Source organism: Flavobacterium sp. SP2, from assembly GCF_057626655.1.
In genome coordinates, this window is sequence record NZ_JBVHBT010000001.1 from 592,982 (window position 1) to 615,375 (window position 22,394).

General features: G+C 32.2%; 24 protein-coding genes. 13 read left to right on the forward strand and 11 right to left on the reverse strand.

Annotated elements, in window-relative coordinates; all coding sequences use genetic code 11:
- Window positions 1-411 carry a hypothetical protein gene (locus ACZ098_RS02975; protein WP_487310245.1) on the forward strand — a complete coding sequence of 137 codons (411 nt, stop codon included), beginning with the start codon at window positions 1-3 and terminating at the stop codon, window positions 409-411.
- 10 nt (window positions 412-421) lie between these two features.
- The gene (locus tag ACZ098_RS02980; protein ID WP_487310246.1) at window positions 422-895 is read left to right on the forward strand and encodes a sensor of ECF-type sigma factor; all 474 of its coding nucleotides are present in this window, start codon (window positions 422-424) and stop codon (window positions 893-895) included.
- Window positions 896-991: 96 nt separating this feature from the next.
- Here ACZ098_RS02980 and ACZ098_RS02985 read toward each other — a convergent pair whose 3' ends face one another.
- Window positions 992-2,044 carry a WD40/YVTN/BNR-like repeat-containing protein gene (locus ACZ098_RS02985; protein ID WP_487310247.1) on the reverse strand — a complete coding sequence of 351 codons (1,053 nt, stop codon included), beginning with the start codon at window positions 2,042-2,044 and terminating at the stop codon, window positions 992-994.
- A gap of 125 nt (window positions 2,045-2,169) precedes the next feature.
- Between ACZ098_RS02985 and ACZ098_RS02990 the strand changes: the two genes are divergently transcribed.
- From ACZ098_RS02990 to ACZ098_RS03025, 8 genes are all read left to right on the forward strand, one after another.
- A complete protein-coding gene (locus ACZ098_RS02990; RefSeq protein WP_487310248.1) occupies window positions 2,170-3,414 on the forward strand; it encodes a hypothetical protein in 1,245 nt (414 codons plus the stop codon).
- A 99-nt stretch (window positions 3,415-3,513) separates the two neighbouring features.
- Window positions 3,514-5,499, forward strand: coding sequence for a KUP/HAK/KT family potassium transporter (locus tag ACZ098_RS02995; RefSeq protein ID WP_487310249.1), 1,986 nt, complete (start codon window positions 3,514-3,516; stop codon window positions 5,497-5,499).
- A gap of 116 nt (window positions 5,500-5,615) precedes the next feature.
- Complete coding sequence (locus ACZ098_RS03000) at window positions 5,616-6,830, forward strand: RsmB/NOP family class I SAM-dependent RNA methyltransferase (protein WP_487310250.1); 1,215 nt, start codon at window positions 5,616-5,618, stop codon at window positions 6,828-6,830.
- Between the two features lie 10 nt (window positions 6,831-6,840).
- Window positions 6,841-7,974: an endonuclease gene (locus tag ACZ098_RS03005; RefSeq protein WP_487310251.1), complete on the forward strand. Its 1,134-nt coding sequence runs from the start codon at window positions 6,841-6,843 to the stop codon at window positions 7,972-7,974.
- Between the two features lie 189 nt (window positions 7,975-8,163).
- Window positions 8,164-8,565: a GlcG/HbpS family heme-binding protein gene (locus tag ACZ098_RS03010; protein WP_487310252.1), complete on the forward strand. Its 402-nt coding sequence runs from the start codon at window positions 8,164-8,166 to the stop codon at window positions 8,563-8,565.
- 15 nt (window positions 8,566-8,580) lie between these two features.
- Window positions 8,581-8,874, forward strand: a complete 294-nt coding sequence (locus ACZ098_RS03015; protein WP_487310253.1) for a putative quinol monooxygenase — start codon at window positions 8,581-8,583, stop codon at window positions 8,872-8,874.
- Window positions 8,875-8,958: 84 nt separating this feature from the next.
- Window positions 8,959-9,636: a peptidoglycan DD-metalloendopeptidase family protein gene (locus ACZ098_RS03020; RefSeq protein ID WP_487310254.1), complete on the forward strand. Its 678-nt coding sequence runs from the start codon at window positions 8,959-8,961 to the stop codon at window positions 9,634-9,636.
- 51 nt (window positions 9,637-9,687) lie between these two features.
- A complete protein-coding gene (locus ACZ098_RS03025) occupies window positions 9,688-10,173 on the forward strand; it encodes a hypothetical protein (RefSeq protein WP_487310255.1) in 486 nt (161 codons plus the stop codon).
- 9 nt (window positions 10,174-10,182) lie between these two features.
- Here ACZ098_RS03025 and ACZ098_RS03030 read toward each other — a convergent pair whose 3' ends face one another.
- The 9 genes from ACZ098_RS03030 to ACZ098_RS03070 form a co-directional block, all read right to left on the reverse strand.
- Window positions 10,183-11,232 (reverse strand): o-succinylbenzoate synthase, encoded by a 1,050-nt coding sequence (locus ACZ098_RS03030; RefSeq protein WP_487310256.1) that lies wholly within the window; start codon window positions 11,230-11,232, stop codon window positions 10,183-10,185.
- A gap of 67 nt (window positions 11,233-11,299) precedes the next feature.
- Window positions 11,300-12,496 (reverse strand): tetratricopeptide repeat protein, encoded by a 1,197-nt coding sequence (locus ACZ098_RS03035; RefSeq protein WP_487310257.1) that lies wholly within the window; start codon window positions 12,494-12,496, stop codon window positions 11,300-11,302.
- Between the two features lie 57 nt (window positions 12,497-12,553).
- The gene (locus ACZ098_RS03040) at window positions 12,554-12,898 is read right to left on the reverse strand and encodes an Hpt domain-containing protein (RefSeq protein ID WP_487310258.1); all 345 of its coding nucleotides are present in this window, start codon (window positions 12,896-12,898) and stop codon (window positions 12,554-12,556) included.
- Window positions 12,898-13,509: a fumarylacetoacetate hydrolase family protein gene (locus tag ACZ098_RS03045; protein WP_487310259.1), complete on the reverse strand. Its 612-nt coding sequence runs from the start codon at window positions 13,507-13,509 to the stop codon at window positions 12,898-12,900. Before ACZ098_RS03045 ends, ACZ098_RS03040 begins: the two co-directional genes overlap by 1 nt.
- Window positions 13,510-13,575: 66 nt before the next feature.
- A complete protein-coding gene (locus tag ACZ098_RS03050; protein ID WP_487310260.1) occupies window positions 13,576-14,349 on the reverse strand; it encodes an exonuclease domain-containing protein in 774 nt (257 codons plus the stop codon).
- Window positions 14,350-14,485: 136 nt separating this feature from the next.
- Window positions 14,486-15,799, reverse strand: coding sequence for a dihydrolipoamide acetyltransferase family protein (locus tag ACZ098_RS03055; RefSeq protein ID WP_487310261.1), 1,314 nt, complete (start codon window positions 15,797-15,799; stop codon window positions 14,486-14,488).
- 76 nt (window positions 15,800-15,875) lie between these two features.
- Window positions 15,876-17,000 (reverse strand): glycosyltransferase family 2 protein, encoded by a 1,125-nt coding sequence (locus ACZ098_RS03060; RefSeq protein WP_487310262.1) that lies wholly within the window; start codon window positions 16,998-17,000, stop codon window positions 15,876-15,878.
- 9 nt (window positions 17,001-17,009) lie between these two features.
- Complete coding sequence (locus ACZ098_RS03065) at window positions 17,010-17,315, reverse strand: hypothetical protein (protein ID WP_487310263.1); 306 nt, start codon at window positions 17,313-17,315, stop codon at window positions 17,010-17,012.
- Window positions 17,312-17,533, reverse strand: a complete 222-nt coding sequence (locus tag ACZ098_RS03070; RefSeq protein WP_487310264.1) for a hypothetical protein — start codon at window positions 17,531-17,533, stop codon at window positions 17,312-17,314. The genes ACZ098_RS03065 and ACZ098_RS03070 overlap by 4 nt, the downstream gene beginning before the upstream one ends.
- 250 nt (window positions 17,534-17,783) lie before the next feature.
- On the opposite strand from ACZ098_RS03070, the gene ACZ098_RS03075 reads away from it, so the two are divergent.
- Window positions 17,784-19,643 (forward strand): ABC-F family ATP-binding cassette domain-containing protein, encoded by a 1,860-nt coding sequence (locus ACZ098_RS03075; protein ID WP_487310265.1) that lies wholly within the window; start codon window positions 17,784-17,786, stop codon window positions 19,641-19,643.
- Between the two features lie 127 nt (window positions 19,644-19,770).
- A complete protein-coding gene (locus tag ACZ098_RS03080; RefSeq protein WP_487310266.1) occupies window positions 19,771-20,574 on the forward strand; it encodes an O-methyltransferase in 804 nt (267 codons plus the stop codon).
- Window positions 20,575-20,623: 49 nt separating this feature from the next.
- Here the strand turns inward: ACZ098_RS03080 and ACZ098_RS03085 are convergent, their stop codons facing one another.
- Window positions 20,624-21,298 (reverse strand): hypothetical protein, encoded by a 675-nt coding sequence (locus ACZ098_RS03085; protein WP_487310267.1) that lies wholly within the window; start codon window positions 21,296-21,298, stop codon window positions 20,624-20,626.
- Window positions 21,299-21,472: 174 nt separating this feature from the next.
- On the opposite strand from ACZ098_RS03085, the gene ACZ098_RS03090 reads away from it, so the two are divergent.
- Window positions 21,473-22,174: an ABC transporter ATP-binding protein gene (locus tag ACZ098_RS03090; protein WP_487310268.1), complete on the forward strand. Its 702-nt coding sequence runs from the start codon at window positions 21,473-21,475 to the stop codon at window positions 22,172-22,174.
- Window positions 22,175-22,394: the final 220 nt, after the last annotated feature.

Consider the following 22,394-nt stretch of genomic DNA (forward strand, 5'->3'; position numbering starts at 1 on the left):
ATGAATGATTTTAATTTAAACACCAATCCAAAAATAACGTCAGGTTTTACCACACCTGATAATTATTTCGAAAATTTCAACGACCGATTAATGGGTAAATTGCCAACGCATGAACCTAAAGTTATTTCGTTTTATGCTAAAAACAGAAATTGGTTTTACTCGGCAGCGGCAATATTGGTTATAGCATTTACCATTCCAGTAATGAATTTATGGAAAACCGACACGGAGATTTCTTATACTACCGAAATTGAAAATTATATTACAAATCATTCTACAATAACCGATGATGATTTAGTAAATTTATTAGACGAAGAAGATATTGCTAAACTAAAATCAGAAACTTCTATTGATGTTTCGCAAGAAGATATATTGTCTGAAAATACCAATGTGGAAGAATACATTTTAAACTAATATTATAAAAATGAAAAAAATCAAATACATAAGTTTCCTATTTCTTTTGTTAACGCTGACGGCTTTTGCTCAACCAGCAAACCGATTGAAAGAACGATTCAATCAAAAAAAGGAACAAATAAAATCGTTAAAAGTAGCTTTTATTACAAATGAGTTGAGCTTAACACCCGAAGAATCAGCTAAATTTTGGCCGTTATACAACGCTTTTGAAGATAAACAACACGAGATAAGAAAAGTAAAACTGAAAAATCTACTCGATAAAACTGATGATTCATCATTAGATAAATTATCTGAAAAAGAAGCAAGTGCTATTTTATCGCAATTAGAAAATACCGATGAAGAACTATTTTTATTAAAAAAGAAGTTTATTTCTAGTTTAAAAGGAGTTTTACCAAGTGTAAAAATTTTAAAACTTAAAAAAGCCGAAGAAGATTTCAGTCGAAAACTATTACAGCAGTATCGCGATAAAAAAGTAGGTAGATAGTTTTAGGATTAGATTTACAGAGTTTACAAATAAAAAAAAATGCCAACTTCTAAATTTATAGTAGAGTTGGCGATTTTTTTTAGTGTAATTCAAGTTTTATTGAAACTCAAGTTTTATAATTTTGTCTTTTCCAGCTGCAATTGCTGTGTTTTCATCTACAAATCTAATAGTGTATAAACTAGAATCTTTAAGTAACATTTTCCAATTTGCGCCACCGTCTTTAGAATAATACAATCCGCTTGCGCCAACACTTACCAATTGTTTTCCTTTACTTTTAGGTACAAATTGAACACAAGAAGCATATCCAAATCCTTGTTTTTCGGCAACCAATTTCCATGTTTTTCCACCATCTTTCGTAATGGCTTTATTTTGAAAATTTTGATTCAGTTTATCATAATTTCCGCCTGCCACAAATCCGATTTTAGAATCATAAAAATCGGCAGTAAAAATTCCGGTCATCGCTTCACCTTGCACAATTGGAGTATCATAAACTTTCCATGATTTTCCTTTATCAGAAGAAATGAAAACTCGAGACTTTTTTCCACCCGAAACAACCCAAGTCAAATTTCCTTTAATAACGATATTAGTATTGCTTGCTGCAAATGCTGCTTCACCATCTTCTATTTTTGGCAATGTATCGCATGGTACTTTATTCCAAGTTTTACCGCCATCGCGTGTTATAATAATACACATGCAGCTTTCTATTGGATCACCAATTGCGATTCCTTCGTTATCATTCCAAAATTGCATACTGTCGTAAAAAACCTTATCGTTTTTTTCTTCGTACACCAATTCTTTCTTGTTCAAATCTTTTGAAAATTTATAAAGCAATGCAGGATTTCCTACATTTACAACAAATATTGAGTTGGTAGTTTGAGCAATACTTCTAAACTCCATTTTTATTCCATCTTTAGAAATCTCTCGTTGCATTTTACTTGCATCGGTCAAACTCAAGTAACCTACTCTATTTTTATCGGCTGCATACCAAACTTTATCTATAGCAACCGTTATAGGACGGATACTGATTTTATCTATTAAAATAGTATCAACTTTCACCGAAGTAAACTCTTTGGATGAATTTTCTGGCTTTGCAGATTTGCACGAAACCAATACAATGGCAAGAACTACTATATAAATACTTTTCTTCATTATTTTAATTTTAGAAAGCGAAGATACAAATACTATTTGTTAATGATTTGTAAATAAGAATTCTTGGCACAGATATTGGTTTATTGATTAAAAAGAATCCAATAAAAAAACTAAAATAGAGTATTATGAAAACTAAATTATTTTTTTCGTCGCTGATGAGTTTGCTTTTCGCAAGTTCCATTATAGCACAAGATAGAACTACAGTTAATGCAACAAGTTCTGAAATAAGTGACAACCTTGATTTGAGAGCAGTTGCTTCTATATTTGGTGATTCTAGAGATTTAGAAGATTTTGAAAATCGACTGAATGATCCTAAAATGCAGATTTCAAATTTAGATTTGAATGGAGACAATCAAGTAGATTATTTACGTGTAATTGAATCTGTAGAAGGTAATGCGCATTTAATCGTGGTTCAAGCAGTATTAGGTCGTGATGTTTTTCAAGATGTTGCTACTGTTGAAGTTGAAAAAGATAGAAACAACCGAATTCAAGTTCAAGTTGTTGGTGATGTATACATGTATGGAAGCAATTATATTTACGAACCTGTTTATGTTTCGACACCTGTAATTTACACCCATTTTTGGACACCTAGATACAGACCGTATTGCTCTAGTTTTTATTGGGGTTACTATCCAAGCTATTACACATTTTGGAATCCGTATCCAGTTTTTAGATACCGTCACAATGTTGGTGTTTGGATAAATTTCAACCACAGTTACAATTATTCTTACAACAGAAGATGTCAAGTAGCTTACAATAATTATTATGGAAGAAGAAGTAATGGTTATGAAAGACAATATCCTAATCGTTCTTTTGCAAGCAGAAATTCTGGTTACAGCAACCGTCGTGAACTTGAAGTAGCAAGACCTAGCAGAGATGTTGCTTACAATTCATCTAGAAACAATAGTTCAAATAGAGGAAATAATTCTATTGCAACACCAAGAACGACTTCAAGTAGAGATAATGTTGGTACAAATCCAAGAAGTACTTCGCCAAGAACTAACCCTGTTAGAAATAATAGCGATGCTACACCAAGATCAACCTCTGTAGTAACTCCAAGATCGTCACAACAATCTGGAAACTACAGCAATCCGAGAAGTGTTTCTAGTCCAAGAGAGAATAGTACTACTGTTGGAACACCTAGAAGTAGTTCAGCAACACCAAGAAGTTATGAAACCAACACTAGACCTTCATCGAGTGCTTCGTCACCGAGAATGTCACCACAGCGAGAAAATGCAAGTGCAACAAGATCGAATACTTCGCAAAGAAGTTCAACATCAGTAGCCACACAACGTTCATCCGAATCTAGAGGAGGAAATAATAACAGATCATCAAGAGGTAACTCTGAATCTCGAGGTGGAAGAAGATAATCAACTTACTTAAATTTAAGAAGCATCGAAAAATATTCGATGCTTTTTTTATTTCAATTATTTAAAAATGATACCTTTGTACTCTTTTAATAAAATTATATGAGTTCTCATAGTCATAATCAACTTCACACCAAACTTTCAGCCGCAGGTTTATTAATCACTTTAGGAATTATTTACGGAGATATTGGAACTTCGCCACTATATGTAATGAAAGCTATTATTGGTGATAGTGCCATCAGTAAAGATCTTATACTTGGAGGCTTGTCTTGTATCTTTTGGACATTAACACTCCAAACAACACTTAAATATGTATTGATCACTTTAAGTGCAGACAACCATGGTGAAGGAGGAATTTTCGCTTTGTATGCTTTAGTAAAAAGAACCAAAATTCAATGGCTTATTGTTCCAGCAATTATTGGAGGAAGTGCTTTGCTCGCAGATGGAATTATTACGCCGCCAATTTCGGTATCTTCAGCTGTTGAAGGACTGCGAATTTTCAAACCAGATATTCCAACAATTCCAATTGTTATTGCCATTTTATTCATCTTGTTTACAATTCAACAATTTGGAACAAAACTAGTCGGTAAATTTTTTGCTCCTATGATGCTGGTTTGGTTTTCGATGTTAGCGATTTTAGGAATCATTCAAATGTCGACTAATTTAGAAGTATTCAACGCGTTAAATCCGTATTATGCCTATCATCTATTAACATCCGATGTAAGTGATCAAGGATTTTTTATTCTTGGTGCCGTTTTTTTATGTACCACTGGAGCAGAAGCATTATATTCTGACATGGGTCATTGCGGACGAAAAAATATTCGCATCAGTTGGATTTTTGTAAAATCGGCTTTAGTATTAAATTACTTTGGACAAGGTGCTTACCTATTATTACACGATGGTAAAACACTAGAACAACTAGGAAGTAATAATCCAAATCCGTTCTATTTAATAATGCCAGATTGGTTTCAACCTATTGGAATTGTAGTCGCAACATTAGCAGCAGTTATCGCATCTCAAGCTTTAATTAGTGGTTCTTTTACACTAATAAACGAAGCAATGCGACTAAATTTCTGGCCAAAAGTTAAAATTAAATTTCCTACTGATGTCAAAGGTCAATTATACATACCATCAATCAACTGGCTTTTATTTCTAGGTTGCGTTGGTATAGTATTGTACTTTAAAGAATCTAGTAATATGGAACATGCCTATGGTTTAGCCATAGTACTTTGCATGATTATGACCACTATATTACTGAATTATTATCTGATAATGAAAAGAGTAAAATGGTATTTTATTGCACCATTGATTCTATTATATCTTACCATTGAATTTAGCTTTTTAGCTGCAAATATTGTAAAATTCATGGACGGTGGTTTTGTAACTTTGTTTATCGCACTTTCTTTAATAGGTGTAATGTCTACTTGGTATTTGGCTAAAAAAATCAGTAAAGCCTACACTAAAATTGTCAAAATTAACGATTACAAAAAAGTATTAGCCGAGTTGAGTGTTGATTTATCTATACCTAAATATGCAACACACTTAGTTTACATGACCAACGCCAACAGAACTGACGAAATTGAAGAAAAAGTAATGTACTCCATACTTCAAAAGCGTCCAAAAAGAGCCGATATTTATTGGTTTGTTCACGTAAACATCTTAAATGAACCTTACAAAAAAGAGTTTAGAGTAACTCCAATTGTGGTAGACGACATATACAGAGTAGATTTCTACTTAGGATTTAGAGAACCTACCAAGATCAATTTAATGTTCAAAGAAGTGATTAAAGATATGGTTAAAAACGGCGAAATGGATATAACTAGTCGTTACGAATCATTAAATAAAAACAATATTATAGGTGATTTCAAATTTGTATTATCAGAAAAATTTCTTTCAAATGATAGTGATTTAACCTTCTTTGAGAAAGTAGTAATGAATACCTATTTTTTAATTAAAAAATTCAGTTTGTCAGAACAAAACGGATTTGGATTGGACAACAGTTCAGTAAAAGTTGAACAATTCCCGATGGTTCTTCATGCACCTGAAATTATCAATATGAAACGTATAGAATGTACTAAAATAAATTAAGTAACCCTATAAAAAACAATACGATAGAAGTATTCTAGAAAACTTAAAAGGTTTTATTAGAATACTTCTTTGTTTCTATAAAAAAGCAATACCTTTGCACGCTGATTTTTAAAACCATGAGATTACACCGAAATTTAGTTTATACTACAATTGACTCGTTAAATGCAATTTTTAACGAAGGCGAATATGCCGATAAAGTTGTAGCAAGAGCATTAAAAAAAGACAAACGTTGGGGAAGTTCCGACCGAAAATTTGTTGCCGAAACTATTTACGAAATAGTACGATGGAAACGATTATATGCAGAAATTGCAGAAGTTAAAGAACCTTATGACCGTGATAATATTTGGAGAATGTTTGCTACATGGGCTGTTCTAAGAGGTTATCCAATTCCAGATTGGAGACAATTAGAAGGAACTCCAGAACGAAAAATAAAAGGACGATTTGACGAACTATCTAAAAAAAGAGCCTTGCGCGAATCTATTCCAGATTGGATGGATGAACTTGGCGTGAAAGAATTAGGCGAAGCAGTTTGGACTAAAGAAATAGCAGCGCAAAACCAACAGGCAAAGGTAATTCTTAGAGTAAATACTTTAAAAACTACTAAAGAACAACTTCGAGCGCTGTTGATGGATTTAAATATTGAAACAGAATATATTAAAGACAATAATGATGCTTTAGTTTTAAAAGAAAGAGCTAATGTATTTTTAACCGATGCATTTAAGCAAGGTTTTTTCGAAGTTCAAGATGCATCATCACAACTGGTGGCTGCTTTTTTAGATGTAAAACCTGGAATGCGTGTTGTTGATACTTGTGCTGGCGCAGGTGGAAAAACATTGCACATGGCAGCATTAATGGAAAACAAAGGACAGTTAATTGCAATGGATTTATACGAAAGTAAACTAAAACAATTAAAACTTCGAGCCAAAAGAAACGGCGCTTTTAATATTGAATACAAAATTATAGACTCTACCAAAGTAATCAAAAAGCTTCACGAAAAGGCAGATCGAGTTTTAATCGATGCGCCTTGTAGCGGATTGGGAGTTTTAAAAAGAAACCCTGATGCCAAATGGAAACTACAACCTGAATTCATCGAGAATATCAAAAAAATTCAATCAGAAGTTTTAGAAAGTTATTCCAAAATTGTAAAACCAGGAGGAAAACTTGTTTATGCAACTTGTTCCGTGTTACCATCTGAAAATCAGGAACAAATTAAGCGTTTCTTAACTACAGATATTGGCAAAAGTTTTACCTTTGTAAAAGATGCTAAACTATTAGCTTCAGAATCAGGGTTTGACGGATTTTATATGGCTTTATTAGAAAGAAAATTATAAATAAAATTTTATGAAAAAGATTTACTCCATTGCGTTTTTACTTATTACCCTAATAAGTTTTGCACAAGCACCAGCAAACTACTACAACAATGCTACAGGCACAGGTTATGCTTTGAAAACACAGCTTAAAAACATCATAACTAATGGACATTCAGATCAAGGTTATGGCTCGTTGTGGAACTTATATACAACTCCAGCATTTCGTGACAATATTTATGAAAACGACGGATCATTGTTAGACTATTATTCTGAAAATCCAACTGGTCTAGACGCTTACAATTTTACATCTACCTCACAACAATGTGGAAATTATTCTGGTGAAGGAGATTGTTATAATAGAGAACATTTAATCCCACAATCTTATTTTGATAATTTTCAAGTAGATCCAATGAAAAATGACCCATTCCATGTCGTTCCTTCAGATGGAAAAGTAAATGGTGATCGAAATAATCTTGCTTTCGGAGTGGTTGCATCTGGAACTTACACATCGGCAAATGGATCTAAAAGAGGTCCAAATACGGTTAATGGATTTTCAAATTATTCAAGCACAGTTTTCGAACCAATCAATGAATTTAAAGGAGATATTGCACGAAGTTTCTTTTACTTTGCTACCCGTTATGAGGATTTAATGGATAACTTTTACACTGCCGCTAACAGCGCAACGTGTCAAGCAAAAAGTATGTTTGATGGTAGTACCAATAAAGTTTTTTCAGATGATTTTATACTTTTACTAATTAAATGGCACAAGCAAGATCCAGTATCTGCTAAGGAGATAGCCAAAAATAACGCAATTTTTGCTTATCAAGGAAACAGAAATCCTTTTATAGACAATCCTAATTATGTATGTGCAATATGGTCTACACAATGTACAACAGTAGACAATTTATCTACTAATGACTTTAACTATTTTGCAAATGTATCGGTATATCCTAATCCATCAAATGATGGCAAGATTACTATTGAAACTGAAACAATAGTTGATGATATTCAATTAATCAATATTAACGGACAAATTGTAATGGAAGTACAAAAACCAACATTTAATGGTTCTACTTACACTTTAGAAAATTTACCAAAAGGGTTTTACTTCTTGAAGCTAACTTCAGAAAATCAATCAGTTATTAAAAAAGTAATTGTAAATTAAATCCAAAAACAAAAAGTACAGAAAACCTCTCAGAATTCAATTTTGAGAGGTTTTTTTTTGACCTTTAATCAAAGATCTAACAATTTTATAATTTAAGAAAAGTTTATTTTAACAACTGTTAATAATAAAGAGCCATCCAATAGTTTTATTTTTACGTATATAATTTCTAAATCTTTAAAACTAAAAACTATGAGCTTAACGCTACAACAAGCAGAAGCTGCTATTGCCGCAGCAAAAATAAAAGCAGCTGAAATCAATACAAAAATGGACATTTGCGTTGTTGATGCAGGTGCCAACTTAACAGCATTTTCAAGAATGGATGGCGCGTGGATTGGATCAATCGATATCAGTCATAAAAAGGCTAAAACAGCAGCTTTTTTTACAATGGATACCGCAGATTTGAGCGCAGCAGTTCAACCTGGCGCACCGCTATATAATATTGAACATTCTAATGGTGGCTTAATTACTTTTCCAGGTGGTGTTGTAATTAAAAATGCAAATGGTGAAGTTATCGGTGCTATCGGAGTTTCTGGTAGTTCAGTTGAAAATGATCATGAAGTAGCCGTTGCCGGAGCAAACGCAGTTAAATAATCTAAAAAAAATAAAATGGAAAAATTTGCATTATTAGCTCGATTAGAGGCAAAACCAGGTAAAGAAAACGAAGTTTCTGACTTTTTAAAAAGCGCATTACCTTTAGCTATAGATGAACCTGAAACTATCAAATGGTATGCATGGCAAATCAATGAATCAACCTTTGGAATATTTGATACTTTCGAAACTGAAGAAGGAAGAAAGGCACATTTATCAGGAAAAATTGCCGCTGCATTAATGGCGCATGCAGGAGAATTGTTATCGAAAGAACCAACAATTGAATTTTTAGACTTACTTGCAGTAAAGTAATTCTATCAAATAAAAGCAAAAGCCAGATAATTAGTTTTATCTGGCTTTTTTATTTAAATTTAGTATCTCAAAAGAACTATTAAAATGACAACCTTGGAAACTATTTTAAAAAAAATTGAAAATGTAAAAGTAATTGATGCCTCAATTGATTACAAAAAATATACACCAATAGATTTATCAATTTCAAATAAAGTACTCTTAAATAAAAATCTGAAAACTGCTTCTGATTTTGAAAACTATATCGAAAATTTTCTTACTGAAGCAAATGCAGAAGTAGCATATGGCGGCTATAATGAACACAGAAATTTATATCAAAGAAGCACCATTTTTAAAGATTCCACTACCGATGAACGAAATATTCATATTGGTTTAGACTTATGGATTAATGTTCCTACCAACGTTTTAGCTGCTTTAGATGGTTCTGTTCACAGTTTCAAATACAATGAAGGACTAGGAAATTATGGTCCAACTATTATTTTAGAACATCAAATTGATGATTTTTTATTTTACACACTTTACGGACACTTAGCAAAAGAGAGCATTCAAAATTTAAAAATTGGTCAAAAATTTAAGAAAGGTGAAAGTATAGCAGAATTAGGAAGTGCCAATGTGAACGGAGATTATGCACCGCACCTACATTTCCAAATTATTAAGGATTTGCAGGGTAATAATGGTGATTATCCAGGAGTTTGTGCTGCAAAAGATTTAGAATTTTATTTAGAAAACTGTCCCGATCCAACTATTTTATTAAAAATAGTTTAACATTTACAAGACAATAATTACCTAAACAAAATGTTATTTTAAAAAAATACTATGAAAAAACTTATAGCCTTACTTTTAGTTTTAACAATTCTATCGTGTAAAAGTAAAAATCCTTCAACGATGTCTGCTGCCGAATTAGACAAATATGAAGCAAAAAGATATAAAACTTTTGACATAAAAGATGTTGAAGATATCAAAAAAAATAGAGCTTATGAACTAGGAAAACGACTTATGGAAACTTGCAACACATCCAAGTTTAAAAGTTTTAATTCTACTGAAGCAACTGAAAGCGTGATCAAAAATGCTACTATTGAAAAAGTTTCAAAAACGTGTCAAAGGATAAATGCAAGAAACGGAAAATTCCTTGAATTGAATTTAATAGAAGTTGTTCAAGACAAAGAAACTGATGATTTTATTTTTAAATACAATATCAAATACGAGAAAAAATACTTTCAAAGAGAATTAAAAATTGTGGTAAATAATGACAACAAAGTGTCTTCAATTAGCACTAAAGAAGTCTCGAAAAAACCAATGTAAAATTGAAAATTATTTTGAAAAATCATCAAAATTAAAACCCCAATTTAGTTCTTTTTTATATTCCAAATTTCCATTAAAAACTACTAACGGACAATCAAAATTATTGGTGTACAAACCTCCAGTACCTAATCCTTGTGGCATCGAATTGTGTTGCAAAAATGTCCATTGTGCTATTGCATTTAAACCAATATTACTTTCCAACGCAGAGGTAATCCACCAACCAATTTGATGTTTTTCAGCTAGCAAAATCCATTCTTTAGTGCCTCGAAATCCGCCTACAAAACTTGGTTTCAAAATGATGTATTGCGGCTTAATTTTCATTAGTAATTCCTCTTTTTCTTGTAAAGTGAATATGCCAATAAGTTCTTCGTCTAGTGCAATAGGAATTGGTGTTGATTTACACAGCTCTGACATACTGTCAGTGTTGTTTTTCGCAATAGGTTGTTCAATACTATGTAATTCGTAACCAGATAATTGATTCAGTTTATCTAAAGCTTCATTTTCATCAAAAGCACCATTGGCATCCACCCGAATTTCAATTGTCTTACTATCAAAATGTTGTCTAATAAACCGTAATAAATCGAGTTCTTTTTGAAAATCTATTGCTCCAATTTTGAGTTTTATGCAAGAAAATCCTTGTACTAATTTTTCTTCTATTTGCTGCTTCATAAAAGCCTCATTTCCCATCCAAACCAATCCGTTAATTAAGATGTTTTTTTTGCCATCAGTAAAGCCAGAAGGAAATAGTAAAAAAGGCGATTCCGACTCCAATGATTGAAACGCCATTTCCACACCAAACTGAATCGATGGAAATTCTAAAAGTGCTTCCCAAAGTTGTTCTTTTCCCAAATGAATATTGTTGCAAGTCCATTGCAATTTCGCTTCATAATCTGGTCGATCATCACAACTCAATCCGCGTAAAATTCCGCACTCGCCAATACCCTTTTTACCTTCGTTTTCTAAGATAATAAACCACGTTTCTTTCTCGTTTAGAATTCCTCTTGAAGTACCTGAAGGACGTTTAAAATTTAAAATATATTGATGATAGGTTGCCGTCATTTAATTTAGAAAATTATGTTGGTCAGTTTACTATTGATAAAAAATTGCATGCTAATTTTGAAAATAATTAATCCAAAATTTTGGTTATTTTTTTAAAATCATCTGCTGGAAAATTATATTTTTTGAATAAATCAAAATCTTTTTGAGTTTGCTCTTTCCAACTTGTTTTAGCATTTACATTTTGATTTTTATATTTTTTATGAATTTCTTTCGCGTCAGAAATCCGATTGGTAAATAAATATAAGTGTGCTAAATTTAACTGTAAATTTATTTCAGTAGCATCCAATTCAATTCCGATTTGAAATGCCTTCTCAGCTTTGTCAAATTGTTTTGAAAACAGATAATAATCACCAAGGGCACAAAAATCCATTGCAACTGCTCTATTTTTATCGATAATATCTTCTTGAAGTACCTTTATAGCTTTATCAAAATCGCCTTTTAAAAAAGCTGTATACGAAGCATCGCGATAAAGATTATACAATTGTTTTACTTCTCCTGTTTTTTTCAATGCTTCTTCCGTAATTCTATCAGTTACAACATTTTTTTCTTGGCTTAATAAACTTGTAAATTCTTTATACGTATATTTTTGCAAAATAGCCTCAAGAAAATTGGCCGAAAACGCTTCTTTTTTGCTAAGTGACGCATACACTTTTAGCGTTTTACTATAATTTATAATTTCCTGTTTGGCTTCAATATTCCAACCGCGATTGAGTTTTTTATTCACCCAAGGCACAATTTCAATGATAATTTTTTGATTCATTACCCAATTATCACTTTCAAAAGTGAACCAAAGATGTTGGGTTTTAGAAGAAATACAATTTCCAGATAATAATTTGGCTTCTTTATTAATTGGTTTGTCTTGAACAAAGCAAGCATTATTTGGCTTATTGGATTTAATGTAATTTTCAGCATCACTATTTGAAGTAAAAATAGCATACTTACATTTGTCATCACCAGAAATGGTTGATAATAAAAATACTGCTCCTGCAGTTCCTTGACTAATACCTGTTGGATCGGGAATCGATTTTAAAACCGAAACCAAACTACTAGAAAGTTTTTGATTGTCGTCCAACAAGGTTATTCTATACACAACTTCGGTTGTTCCAACTGGAAATTCTTGCGATTTAATGGATTTTTTCTCACCTGCACGCAACGAAATGGTTTCTGTGGTTATTCTTATGTTGTCCCAGTAACCTTCAGCTGATTGTGAATAGGAATTGAAAGTAAAAACAAGCAAAACAGCAACTATAATTTTTTTAACCATTCGATTTTAATTTTTTTGTAAAATTAAGCTCAAAATGAATGCCAAAAAAATAATAGTTTATATTTCGAAATCTTTTTTAATTTCTTTAATAGCTTTTTCAACTTGCGACGCTATACTTTCAAAAGTAGCGGCAATTTCTTTACGTTTACCTTCGGCACGAGTCCAAGCTTCTACCTGAAGAATTTCCTCATACGCCATTGTCATTCCTAGTAAATCTAGTGTTGGTTTTATCTTATGCGCATAGGCATAAGCTTGTTTGTGATCTTTAATCTTTATACCAAGTTCAATTTGTTTTAAATCTTGAGGCACTTCGGTAACGAAAAGTGTGATGATTTGCATTACAAACTCCGGATCGTTATCTGAAAGAGCGTAAACTTTTGCTAGGTTATAATTTATTGCCATTACTTTACTTGTATTCTAAATAATTTTTTGTTTTCGATAAATCCTTCTAAAATGTCGTTTGGCTTAACTGCATTAACGCCTTCCGGTGTTCCTGTAAATACTATATCACCTTTTTTAAGCGTGAAATATTGAGAAACGTAAGCAATAAGTTCATCAATTTTCCACAACATATGGCTTGTATTCCCTTTTTGAACCACATTTCCGTTGTTTGTCAATTCAAAGTTAATATTTTCCAAAGAACTAAAATCTTTTTTCGATAAAAAGTCTCCTATAACCGCTGAACCGTCAAAAGCTTTTGCTTTTTCCCAAGGCAAACCTTTCTCTTTAAGTTTGCTTTGAAGATCACGTGCTGTAAAATCGATTCCTAATCCAATTTCGTCATAATAATTATGTGCAAATTTGGCGTCGATGTACTTTCCAACTTTATTTATTTTTACCAAAATTTCAACTTCGTGATGCACATCATTGGTAAATTCTGGAATTACAAAAGGATGCTGTTTTAAAAGAATTGCCGAATCTGGTTTAAGAAATACAACAGGTTCGTCTGGTCTTTCGTTTTGAAGCTCTTCAATGTGCTTGGTGTAATTTCGTCCGATGCAGATTATTTTCATGCTTATATTGTTGAAAGAAGGTTGTAGGAAGATGGAAAAAAACTCCGACCTTCTGACATCTTACTTCTAACTTTTTGTGTTTAATTTTCTTAATTTGATAGCCGTAAGTACTTTTTTAGTGTACAACGGAAAATCGGCTCCTTGAATCCAACCATAATAACCTGGTTCTTTTTCAAGCACCTCTTCTACAAGCTGACCTTTATTTTTTCCAAAAGTAAAAATTTCTTTTCCTTCATTATTCAAGGCGATGAAACCTGCAAAATCAACTGATTTTTTACGCGTTGTAAATTCAGATAATGATTTCATATCATTTTCCAAATCATCATATCGGTCTAATTGAGCTTTTAGAATTTCATAGGTTGCCATTGTATCGGCTTCGGCAGAATGGGCGTTTTCTAAACTTTTTCCACAATAAAATTTAAGTGCTGCGCTTAAGGTACGTTCTTCTTTTTTATGGAAAATGGTTTGAACATCAACCGAAACTCGGTTTTTCATATCAAAATCAACCTCAGCACGAAGCAATTCTTCGGCTAGAAGTGGAATATCAAATCGATCAGAATTAAATCCTGCTAAATCAGAATCCTTAATCATGTTATGAATTTGCGATGCCAATTCTTTAAAAGTAGGTTCGTTCGCCACTTTTTCGTTGGTTATTCCGTGAACAGCCGTTGTGACTGCAGGAATTGGAATTGTTGGATTTACAAGCCAAGTTTTGCTTTCTTTATTTCCGTTTGGATATACTTTGAAAATTGAGATTTCCACAATTCTATCTTTTGCCACTTCTATTCCGGTGGTTTCAAGATCGAAAAAGCATATTGGTCTTGTGAGTTTAAGTTCCATTAATAATTTATTAAAGTTGACAAATATAAAATTTTGTTGTTACCGTTTATCGAAATTTAAATAAAGATTTTATTAAAATCAAAAAACCCTTTCAGATGTTCTAACACTGAAAGGGTTACTTTATTTTTTTCTGAAATTAATATTCTCTATTCACATCAAATGCTTCTAAATATTCTGCCACTCGCTTTACGAAACTTCCGCCAAGCGCACCATCTACAACACGATGATCATAAGAATGTGACAAGAACATTTTTTGACGGATTCCGATAAAATCACCTTCTGGAGTTTCGATAACTGCTGGCACTTTTCTGATGGCACCAAGAGCTAGAATTCCGACCTGTGGCTGATTGATAATTGGAGTGCCGAATACCGATCCAAATGTACCAACATTGGTAACTGTATAGGTTCCGCCTTGTGTATCGTCTGGTTTTAATTTTCCTGCTTTGGCTCTGTTTCCTAAATCATTAACAGCTTTTGCCATTCCAACAAGGTTTAATTGGTCAGCATTTTTTATAACAGGTACAATTAAGTTTCCGTTTGGTAATGCCGCAGCCATTCCTAAATTGATGTTTTTCTTTTTGATAATGTAATCGCCATCAACCGAAATATTTAACCCTGGATAATCTTTCAATGCTTTGGCAACCGCTTCCATAAAAATTGGTGTAAAAGTCAATTTCTCACCTTCACGTTTTTCAAAAGCATCTTTAACTTTATTTCTCCATTTCACAATATTGGTAACATCAACTTCAATAAACGACTGCACGTGTGCCGAAGTTTGAACCGAAGCCACCATGTAACCAGAAATTAGCTTTCGCATTCGGTCCATTTCGATAATTTCGTCGCCACCGTTTACAGAAACCGGAACCGCTTGTGCTGCTGGTTGCATGCTTGTAACAAACGGCTGTTGCACTGCAACTTTTGGACTTTCGACTTTCGACTTTCGACTTTCAACAAAATTTAATATATCTTCTTTGGTAACGCGTCCTTCTTTTCCTGAACCAGAAATACTTTCTAATTCAGCTATTGAAACGCCTTCTTCTTTAGCAATATTTTTTACTAATGGCGAAAAGAATTTATCTGAATCGGCAAAGTTTTGCGGAACAGAAACTGCTTCTTTGGCAACATCAACTGTTTTTTCTACTGCTGCAATTGTTGCTTGTGGTACTTCTTCTACTTTGGTAGATTCTGCTTTAATCTCAACAGTTCCGCCTTCAGTTTCTATTATTGCAATAGTTTGTCCAACTTGAACTAAGTCGTCTTTACCAAAAAGTTTTTCTACTAAAATTCCGGCAACTTCGCTTGGCACTTCGCTGTCAACTTTATCTGTGGCGATTTCTAGAACGGCTTCGTCCATTTCTATTCTATCGCCTACTTCTTTTAACCAATTGGTAATTGTTGCTTCTGCAACGCTTTCTCCCATTTTTGGAAGTTTTAATTCAAACTTTGCCATATATGTAAACTAAAGTTGTGTTTTTATAATCTGATTGCAAAATTAGTAATTTTATCTTCATTTCACGAAGAATATACTAATTTTTTACGTGTATTACTTCTCCTCTATCTATTGAATTATTACTTCCTATTAGATAATTTGAAGTAGAAATATAGTTTTTAAATGTTAAATTTTTATCGTTATTCGTATTCATGAAATTAATTATCTCCTTATTACTTAAAAAATTAGTGTCAAAAATAACTTCAATATTTTTAGAAAAATCATTATTAAAATCATCTAAAACATCCAAAATTACAACTTTATTACTCAATTTTAAATCAAATGACTTATTAGTAACAAAAATATATTCGTCAATATTTTTCTTAACTATTTTTGATTGATTTTTTTTGATTAACGAAAAGATAAAAGTTCCAAATTTCATGAAAATGGTAAAAATTTCAGATTTCTTGAAGTGCTTTTTATAGAAAAATTGCATCGCTTCTTGAAAACGTTTCATGTACTTTTCGTCACGCACAGTACTTTCTCCTTTATAATGAATAACTGTAGTTTCATGGAAATAATAATTGAATTTCCCTTTTTGCAACGCCATGTAACTTAAATCAATATCGTCGGAATACATAAAGCAATTTTCGTCGAATCCGCCAATTTCATTATATAACTCGCGTTTCATAACCATAAATGCACCAACAAGAATATCCACTTTTCCGGATTGATTTTCGGCTATATGTTGGGCATAATATTTTCCAAAAAGATTTGAAATTTTATACAATCCGAAGATTTTTGTGAAAGCTACCCATGGTGTCGGAACTCCGCGTTTGGATTCGGGTAGAAAATTTCCTGTTCCGTCGATTAGCTTACAACCTATAATTCCAGTGTTGAGTTTCCAGTTTTTAGTATTCAGTATTTTAATAAAAGTATCTTCTGCAACAACTGTATCGGGATTTAAAATGCAAATGTATTCGCCTTTGGCTTGTGCAACGCCAATGTTATTTCCTTTTGGGAAACCTAGATTTTCTTTGTTTTCAATCAGCTTTATATTTGGAAACAACTCTTTCATCATTGGGCAGCTATCGTCAGAGGAATTGTTGTCGATTACAATAATTTCGCCATCAATGGTTGAAAGCGCTTTTAGAACACTTAAAACGCATTGCTCTAGAAAATAGCGAACGTTATAATTTAGGATGATTACGGATAGTTGCATTGGACAAATTTAAAGCAACTTATTTAATTCTTCAGGATTTTTTTGATTGTTGAAAAAAAAGTGAAGTTCTATAATTTTTTGATCAGAATTGAAACTGTAATACAAAGTTGTTTGCTTAGAAATAATTAGGTAATATACTTTCAGAGTTTTACTATAAATACCAATTTTAGGATTAATTGACAATCTACCCAAATTTTCTTCAACTAAACCACTAAACTTTTTTACCTCATTGAAATTCCACTTAAATAAAATATAATTGATTTCTTCTTCAAGAGTTATTTGGGCTTTTATATCCCAAATTATGTCATAAATCATTTTAAAAAAGGGTATTTTTCTTTTAAGTTTTTGATCACAACTTCATGTGGAATTCCTTTTCCCTCTTTCAAATCTTGTTTAGACTTCTCAATTACTTTGGCGAAAAGTGGATGGTCTTCGATGTTTGCATAAGTTTTCTCGGAAGAATAATCCGTGATGGGTTCTTCAAACTTTTGTAAATCTAACTTTGTGTCTTTTTTTTTCGAATTATCGCTCATGGCAAATAGTTTTGAATTTCAAATATACAAATTAAATTTACTGCTGTTTTGAAAACTGAAACAAAAATGCAATACAAAAACTATCTAGCCCTGATTGAAACGGTAGCTCGCGATTTTTATCGCGACTACAAGTGTAAAGCAGGAAAATGGCTTGCTGATAAGTCCCGAACCATTTGCTCCTGAAACAATTCGTAACTCGTAATTTTTAATTCGTAATTTATAGCTTACTTTTGCAAAAAAAAATACTGTTGTGAATTACCTTTCTGTAGAAAATATATCAAAATCTTTTGGCGAACGAACCTTGTTTAAGGACATTTCGTTAGGAATAAATAAAGACCAAAAAATTGCGTTTATTGCCAAAAATGGCTCGGGCAAAACCCAAATAATGAAAATTATTAATGGCGACGACACGCCTGATACTGGTCAAGTTGTGATTAGAAAAGATATTAAAATGTCGTTTTTATCTCAAGTTCCGCAGTTGCAAGATGAGTTGACGGTTGAAGAAAGTATTTTTGCAAGTGATAACGAAATTTTACACGTAATTGAGCGTTACGAAAAAGCCTTGGAAAACCCAGAAGATAGTGAAGCTTATGAAAAAGCGTTTGACGATATGGATCGTTTTAACGCTTGGGATTTTGAAACGCAATTCAAACAAATTTTATTCAAATTGAAGTTGGAAGATTTCAAATTGAAGGTTAAAAACATGTCTGGTGGACAGAAAAAACGTCTTTCGTTGGCCATAATTCTAATCAATAAACCTGATTTACTGATTTTGGATGAACCTACCAATCACTTGGATTTGGAAATGATTGAATGGTTGGAAAGTTATTTTGCTAAAGAAAATGTTACGTTGTTTATGGTTACGCACGACCGCTTCTTTTTGGAACGTGTTTGTAACGAAATTGTAGAACTAGACAACGGAAAATTATACAGTTACAAAGGAAATTACTCGTATTATTTAGAGAAAAAAGAAGAACGTTTGGCGTCGGAAAATGCTTCAATTGATAAAGCACAAAATCTTTTCGTGAAAGAATTGGCTTGGATGCGAAGACAACCAAAAGCGCGAACTACCAAATCAAAATCGCGTCAAGATGACTTTTACGTGATTAAAGAAAAAGCAGAAAGCCGACGAAGAGAAAATAAAATCGAACTTGAAATTAATATGGAACGTCTTGGAAGCAAGATCATTGAGTTGCATAAAATTTCTAAAAAGTTTGGTGATAAAAAGATTTTAGAGAATTTTAGTTTTGATTTTCAGCGTGGTGCACGAATTGGTATAATTGGTAAAAACGGAACTGGAAAATCTACTTTTCTAAATCTGTTGACTCAAACCATTCCTGCAGATTCAGGAAAAGTGGTAATGGGTGAAACAATTAAAATTGGATATTATACACAAAGCGGAATTAATCCGAAACCGGGACAACGCGTTATTGATATTATCAAGGAATACGGTGAATATATTCCGTTGATGAAAGGGAAATTGATTTCGGCAAGTCAATTGTTGGAACGCTTTTTATTTGACAGTAAAAAACAATATGATTTTGTAGAAAAACTTTCTGGTGGTGAATTGAAACGATTGTATTTATGTACCGTTTTGATTCAGAATCCGAATTTCTTGATTTTAGATGAGCCGACGAATGATTTAGATATCGTAACTTTAAATGTGCTAGAAAGTTTCTTATTGGATTTTCCAGGTTGTTTGCTCGTGGTTTCGCACGATAGGTATTTCATGGATAAAATTGTTGATGATTTATTCGTTTTTAGAGGTGACGGAATTGTAGAAAACTTTCCAGGAAATTACTCCGATTTTAGAGCTTATGAAGATTCGGCTGAGCCAGCAAATAAAGACGATAACAAGGAAAAGAACAATTGGAAACAGGCAAAAACTATTTCGGCAGGATTGAATTTTAACGAGCAGAAAGAATTCAATAAAATTGAAAAAGAAATTAAAGATTTAGAACACCAAAAGAAACAAATTGAACAATTATTTTCTGACGGAAAAGTAGCTGATAACGAAATTGAAGCGAAAGCTTTAGAACTTCAAAAAGTAATAAATTTAAAAGAAGAAAAGGAAGAACGTTGGTTTGAATTATCTTCGAAAATGGAATAAATTATTTCAATAAGATTCGCAAAGTTATTACAAAATCTCACAAAGAAAATGAGATTGAATTAGACAGATTATGGTAACTTTGTGTATCTCTGTGATATCTTCGTGTAACTTTGTGTAATAAAAAAATTTGCTACAATCTATAAAATCATACCTAAAATTCATTTGGAACTCCAAGAATCAACACGGAGTGCATTCGCCGTTTGTTTACAATTTGGTCACTAAATGTTTTTATGATAAAAAGAAGTATAATGAGTATTCCATATTAAAAGATTACAGAAATTCACTTTTACAAAATAAAAGAACGATTGAAGTAATTGATTTTGGTGCTGGTTCACGAATTTTTAAAAGTACTACTCGACCAATCAATCAAATTGCTAAAAATGCTGGAATATCATCGAAAAGAGCCAAATTATTATTTAGAATTGTCCGCTATTTTCAGCCCGAAAACATTCTTGAAATAGGAACTTCATTAGGATTAGCTACTTCTACTCTATCTTTAGGACTCGAGTCGAAAACGAACAGAGCGAAGCTAAAAAATAATTCAAAAGTTATTACTTTAGAAGGTTGTCCAAATACAATTAATCAATGTCAATTGCAATTACAAAAATTCAATATCAATAATGTTGAATGCGTAAATACCAAATTTGAAGAGTATCTAAAAAACCTACAACCTACAACCTACAAATTAGTTTACTTCGACGGCAACCATTCCAAAAAAGCAACTTTAGAGTATTTTGAACTATTACTTCCAACAATTACAAATGATACTGTATGGATTTTTGATGATATTCATTGGAGTAAAGATATGGAAGAAGCTTGGGAAATTATAAAAATTCATCCAAAAGTTACCGTTACTATTGATACTTTTCAATGGGGAATTGTTTTTTTTAGATTCGAACAAGTGAAAGAACATTTTGTGATTAGAACATAAAAAAAGACAACCATTTCTGATTGCCTTTTCTCAAATTTATAGTTGTTTGTTATTCTTTAGCCGCAGCATTTTCTTCCGATTTAGCACCAATTCTATTAACTTTAAACATTGGAGCAAATTTGAATTTGATTGATGCAATTTTACCATTATCCTCAGAAGATAATCCTTCTTTCTCAACAGTATTTTTTCTTGTATCTAATGCTTCATACATCAACTTAATTTCATCATAATCTTCTCTAGAGAAATTCTCTTTATTATCTTTATATGATTGGAAAAATGTTTCGTAAGTAGCCAAGATATTATCTTTATTTACCCAAGCAAAACTCATATCATCGCCTATTTTTCCAGCTCCAAATAATTTATCTCTTAAAGTTTGTTTAGGATTTGTAGCTGCTTTTTTAGCTTCCATTTTAGCCACAACACCAGCTTTAACTTCTTCATACCTTGCATTTACAGCATCATATTGCTCTTGCGTTTTAACTCTAACGTCTTCGTTTAAAGCTGCTAAAGCATCATTTGCTTCGCTAGTTCTTGTTTCATAACTCATCGCAATGGCATCCCAATTAGTTTCTAAATCATCAGCAGTTGCAGTTTTTAAAGAATCTACATATTTTTCTAAAGCTGCAATTTTTTTATCCGCTTCATCTTTTTTCTCGTCTTTACAAGAAACCATTCCTAATACGATCATTGAAAACAATCCGAATTTTAAAATACCTTTTTTCATAATAAATTTAGTTTTATTGATTAGTTAAATTTTACATTACAAACTTACGTGCAACATCAATCCACCGTGTTACACATTTTAATTAAACATTTACATAATTATGACATAATAATTTTTCAACTTTGTAACGTTCAGAAAATAAATGATACTAATACAATTGTTAATCTATTATATATGTCAAATTCACTCATCAATATTTCCAACATCAAAAGAGATTTCGTATTGGGAACCGAAATAATAAATGTTTTAAAAGGAATCGATTTACAAATAAATAAAGGCGAATATGTAGCGCTCATGGGACCATCAGGTTCAGGAAAATCTACTTTAATGAACCTTTTAGGATGCCTTGATACACCAACGTCAGGATCGTACATACTGAACGGAAAAGACGTTTCTAAAATGAATGATGACGAACTGGCGGAAATACGTAACAAGGAAATTGGTTTCGTTTTCCAAACGTTCAATTTGCTACCAAGAACCACCGCTTTAGACAACGTTGCTTTGCCAATGGTTTACGCTGGATATTCCAAATCGGAACGAAATATTCGTGCTACAGAAGTTTTAACACAGGTAAACCTTTCTGATAGAATGGATCACCAACCCAACCAACTTTCTGGAGGACAACGCCAGCGAGTAGCTGTTGCAAGAGCATTGGTAAACCGACCTTCTATAATACTAGCCGATGAGCCAACAGGAAATCTAGACAGTAAAACCTCGGTCGAAATCATGAAGCTTTTTGGCGACATTCACGCCAACGGAAATACCGTAATCTTAGTAACTCACGAGGAAGAAATTGCCGAATATGCACACCGAGTTATTCGACTGCGCGATGGATTGATAGAAAGCGATATGCAAAACCAACATATTAAAAAATAATTCTTGAAGTCAAGGTGTAACTCTTTAAATATAATAGTAATTCCAGCTTTTATTTCATATTTTACAATTAAAAAAAGGAATATTATTTAGTTAAACGAGGTTCAATAGACACCGTTAAAATGAAAGCTTTATAAAGAAATCCAGGCTACAAACAATCCATTCTATTTTAACAAAAAATAAAAAAATCTAAGTAACTTAGCCAACTTTACTTCTTAGAATC

Bases quoted from the DNA above. Each gene is read 5' to 3' on its own strand.
- ACZ098_RS02975 (WP_487310245.1), top strand. From the start codon at position 1: ATGAATGATTTTAATTTAAACACCAATCCAAAAATAACGTCAGGTTTT.
- ACZ098_RS02980 (WP_487310246.1), top strand. From the start codon at position 422: ATGAAAAAAATCAAATACATAAGTTTCCTATTTCTTTTGTTAACGCTG.
- ACZ098_RS02985 (WP_487310247.1), bottom strand. From the start codon at position 2,044: ATGAAGAAAAGTATTTATATAGTAGTTCTTGCCATTGTATTGGTTTCG.
- ACZ098_RS02990 (WP_487310248.1), top strand. From the start codon at position 2,170: ATGAAAACTAAATTATTTTTTTCGTCGCTGATGAGTTTGCTTTTCGCA.
- ACZ098_RS02995 (WP_487310249.1), top strand. From the start codon at position 3,514: ATGAGTTCTCATAGTCATAATCAACTTCACACCAAACTTTCAGCCGCA.
- ACZ098_RS03000 (WP_487310250.1), top strand. From the start codon at position 5,616: ATGAGATTACACCGAAATTTAGTTTATACTACAATTGACTCGTTAAAT.
- ACZ098_RS03005 (WP_487310251.1), top strand. From the start codon at position 6,841: ATGAAAAAGATTTACTCCATTGCGTTTTTACTTATTACCCTAATAAGT.
- ACZ098_RS03010 (WP_487310252.1), top strand. From the start codon at position 8,164: ATGAGCTTAACGCTACAACAAGCAGAAGCTGCTATTGCCGCAGCAAAA.
- ACZ098_RS03015 (WP_487310253.1), top strand. From the start codon at position 8,581: ATGGAAAAATTTGCATTATTAGCTCGATTAGAGGCAAAACCAGGTAAA.
- ACZ098_RS03020 (WP_487310254.1), top strand. From the start codon at position 8,959: ATGACAACCTTGGAAACTATTTTAAAAAAAATTGAAAATGTAAAAGTA.
- ACZ098_RS03025 (WP_487310255.1), top strand. From the start codon at position 9,688: ATGAAAAAACTTATAGCCTTACTTTTAGTTTTAACAATTCTATCGTGT.
- ACZ098_RS03030 (WP_487310256.1), bottom strand. From the start codon at position 11,232: ATGACGGCAACCTATCATCAATATATTTTAAATTTTAAACGTCCTTCA.
- ACZ098_RS03035 (WP_487310257.1), bottom strand. From the start codon at position 12,496: ATGGTTAAAAAAATTATAGTTGCTGTTTTGCTTGTTTTTACTTTCAAT.
- ACZ098_RS03040 (WP_487310258.1), bottom strand. From the start codon at position 12,898: ATGGCAATAAATTATAACCTAGCAAAAGTTTACGCTCTTTCAGATAAC.
- ACZ098_RS03045 (WP_487310259.1), bottom strand. From the start codon at position 13,509: ATGAAAATAATCTGCATCGGACGAAATTACACCAAGCACATTGAAGAG.
- ACZ098_RS03050 (WP_487310260.1), bottom strand. From the start codon at position 14,349: ATGGAACTTAAACTCACAAGACCAATATGCTTTTTCGATCTTGAAACC.
- ACZ098_RS03055 (WP_487310261.1), bottom strand. From the start codon at position 15,799: ATGGCAAAGTTTGAATTAAAACTTCCAAAAATGGGAGAAAGCGTTGCA.
- ACZ098_RS03060 (WP_487310262.1), bottom strand. From the start codon at position 17,000: ATGCAACTATCCGTAATCATCCTAAATTATAACGTTCGCTATTTTCTA.
- ACZ098_RS03065 (WP_487310263.1), bottom strand. From the start codon at position 17,315: ATGATTTATGACATAATTTGGGATATAAAAGCCCAAATAACTCTTGAA.
- ACZ098_RS03070 (WP_487310264.1), bottom strand. From the start codon at position 17,533: ATGAGCGATAATTCGAAAAAAAAAGACACAAAGTTAGATTTACAAAAG.
- ACZ098_RS03085 (WP_487310267.1), bottom strand. From the start codon at position 21,298: ATGAAAAAAGGTATTTTAAAATTCGGATTGTTTTCAATGATCGTATTA.
- ACZ098_RS03090 (WP_487310268.1), top strand. From the start codon at position 21,473: ATGTCAAATTCACTCATCAATATTTCCAACATCAAAAGAGATTTCGTA.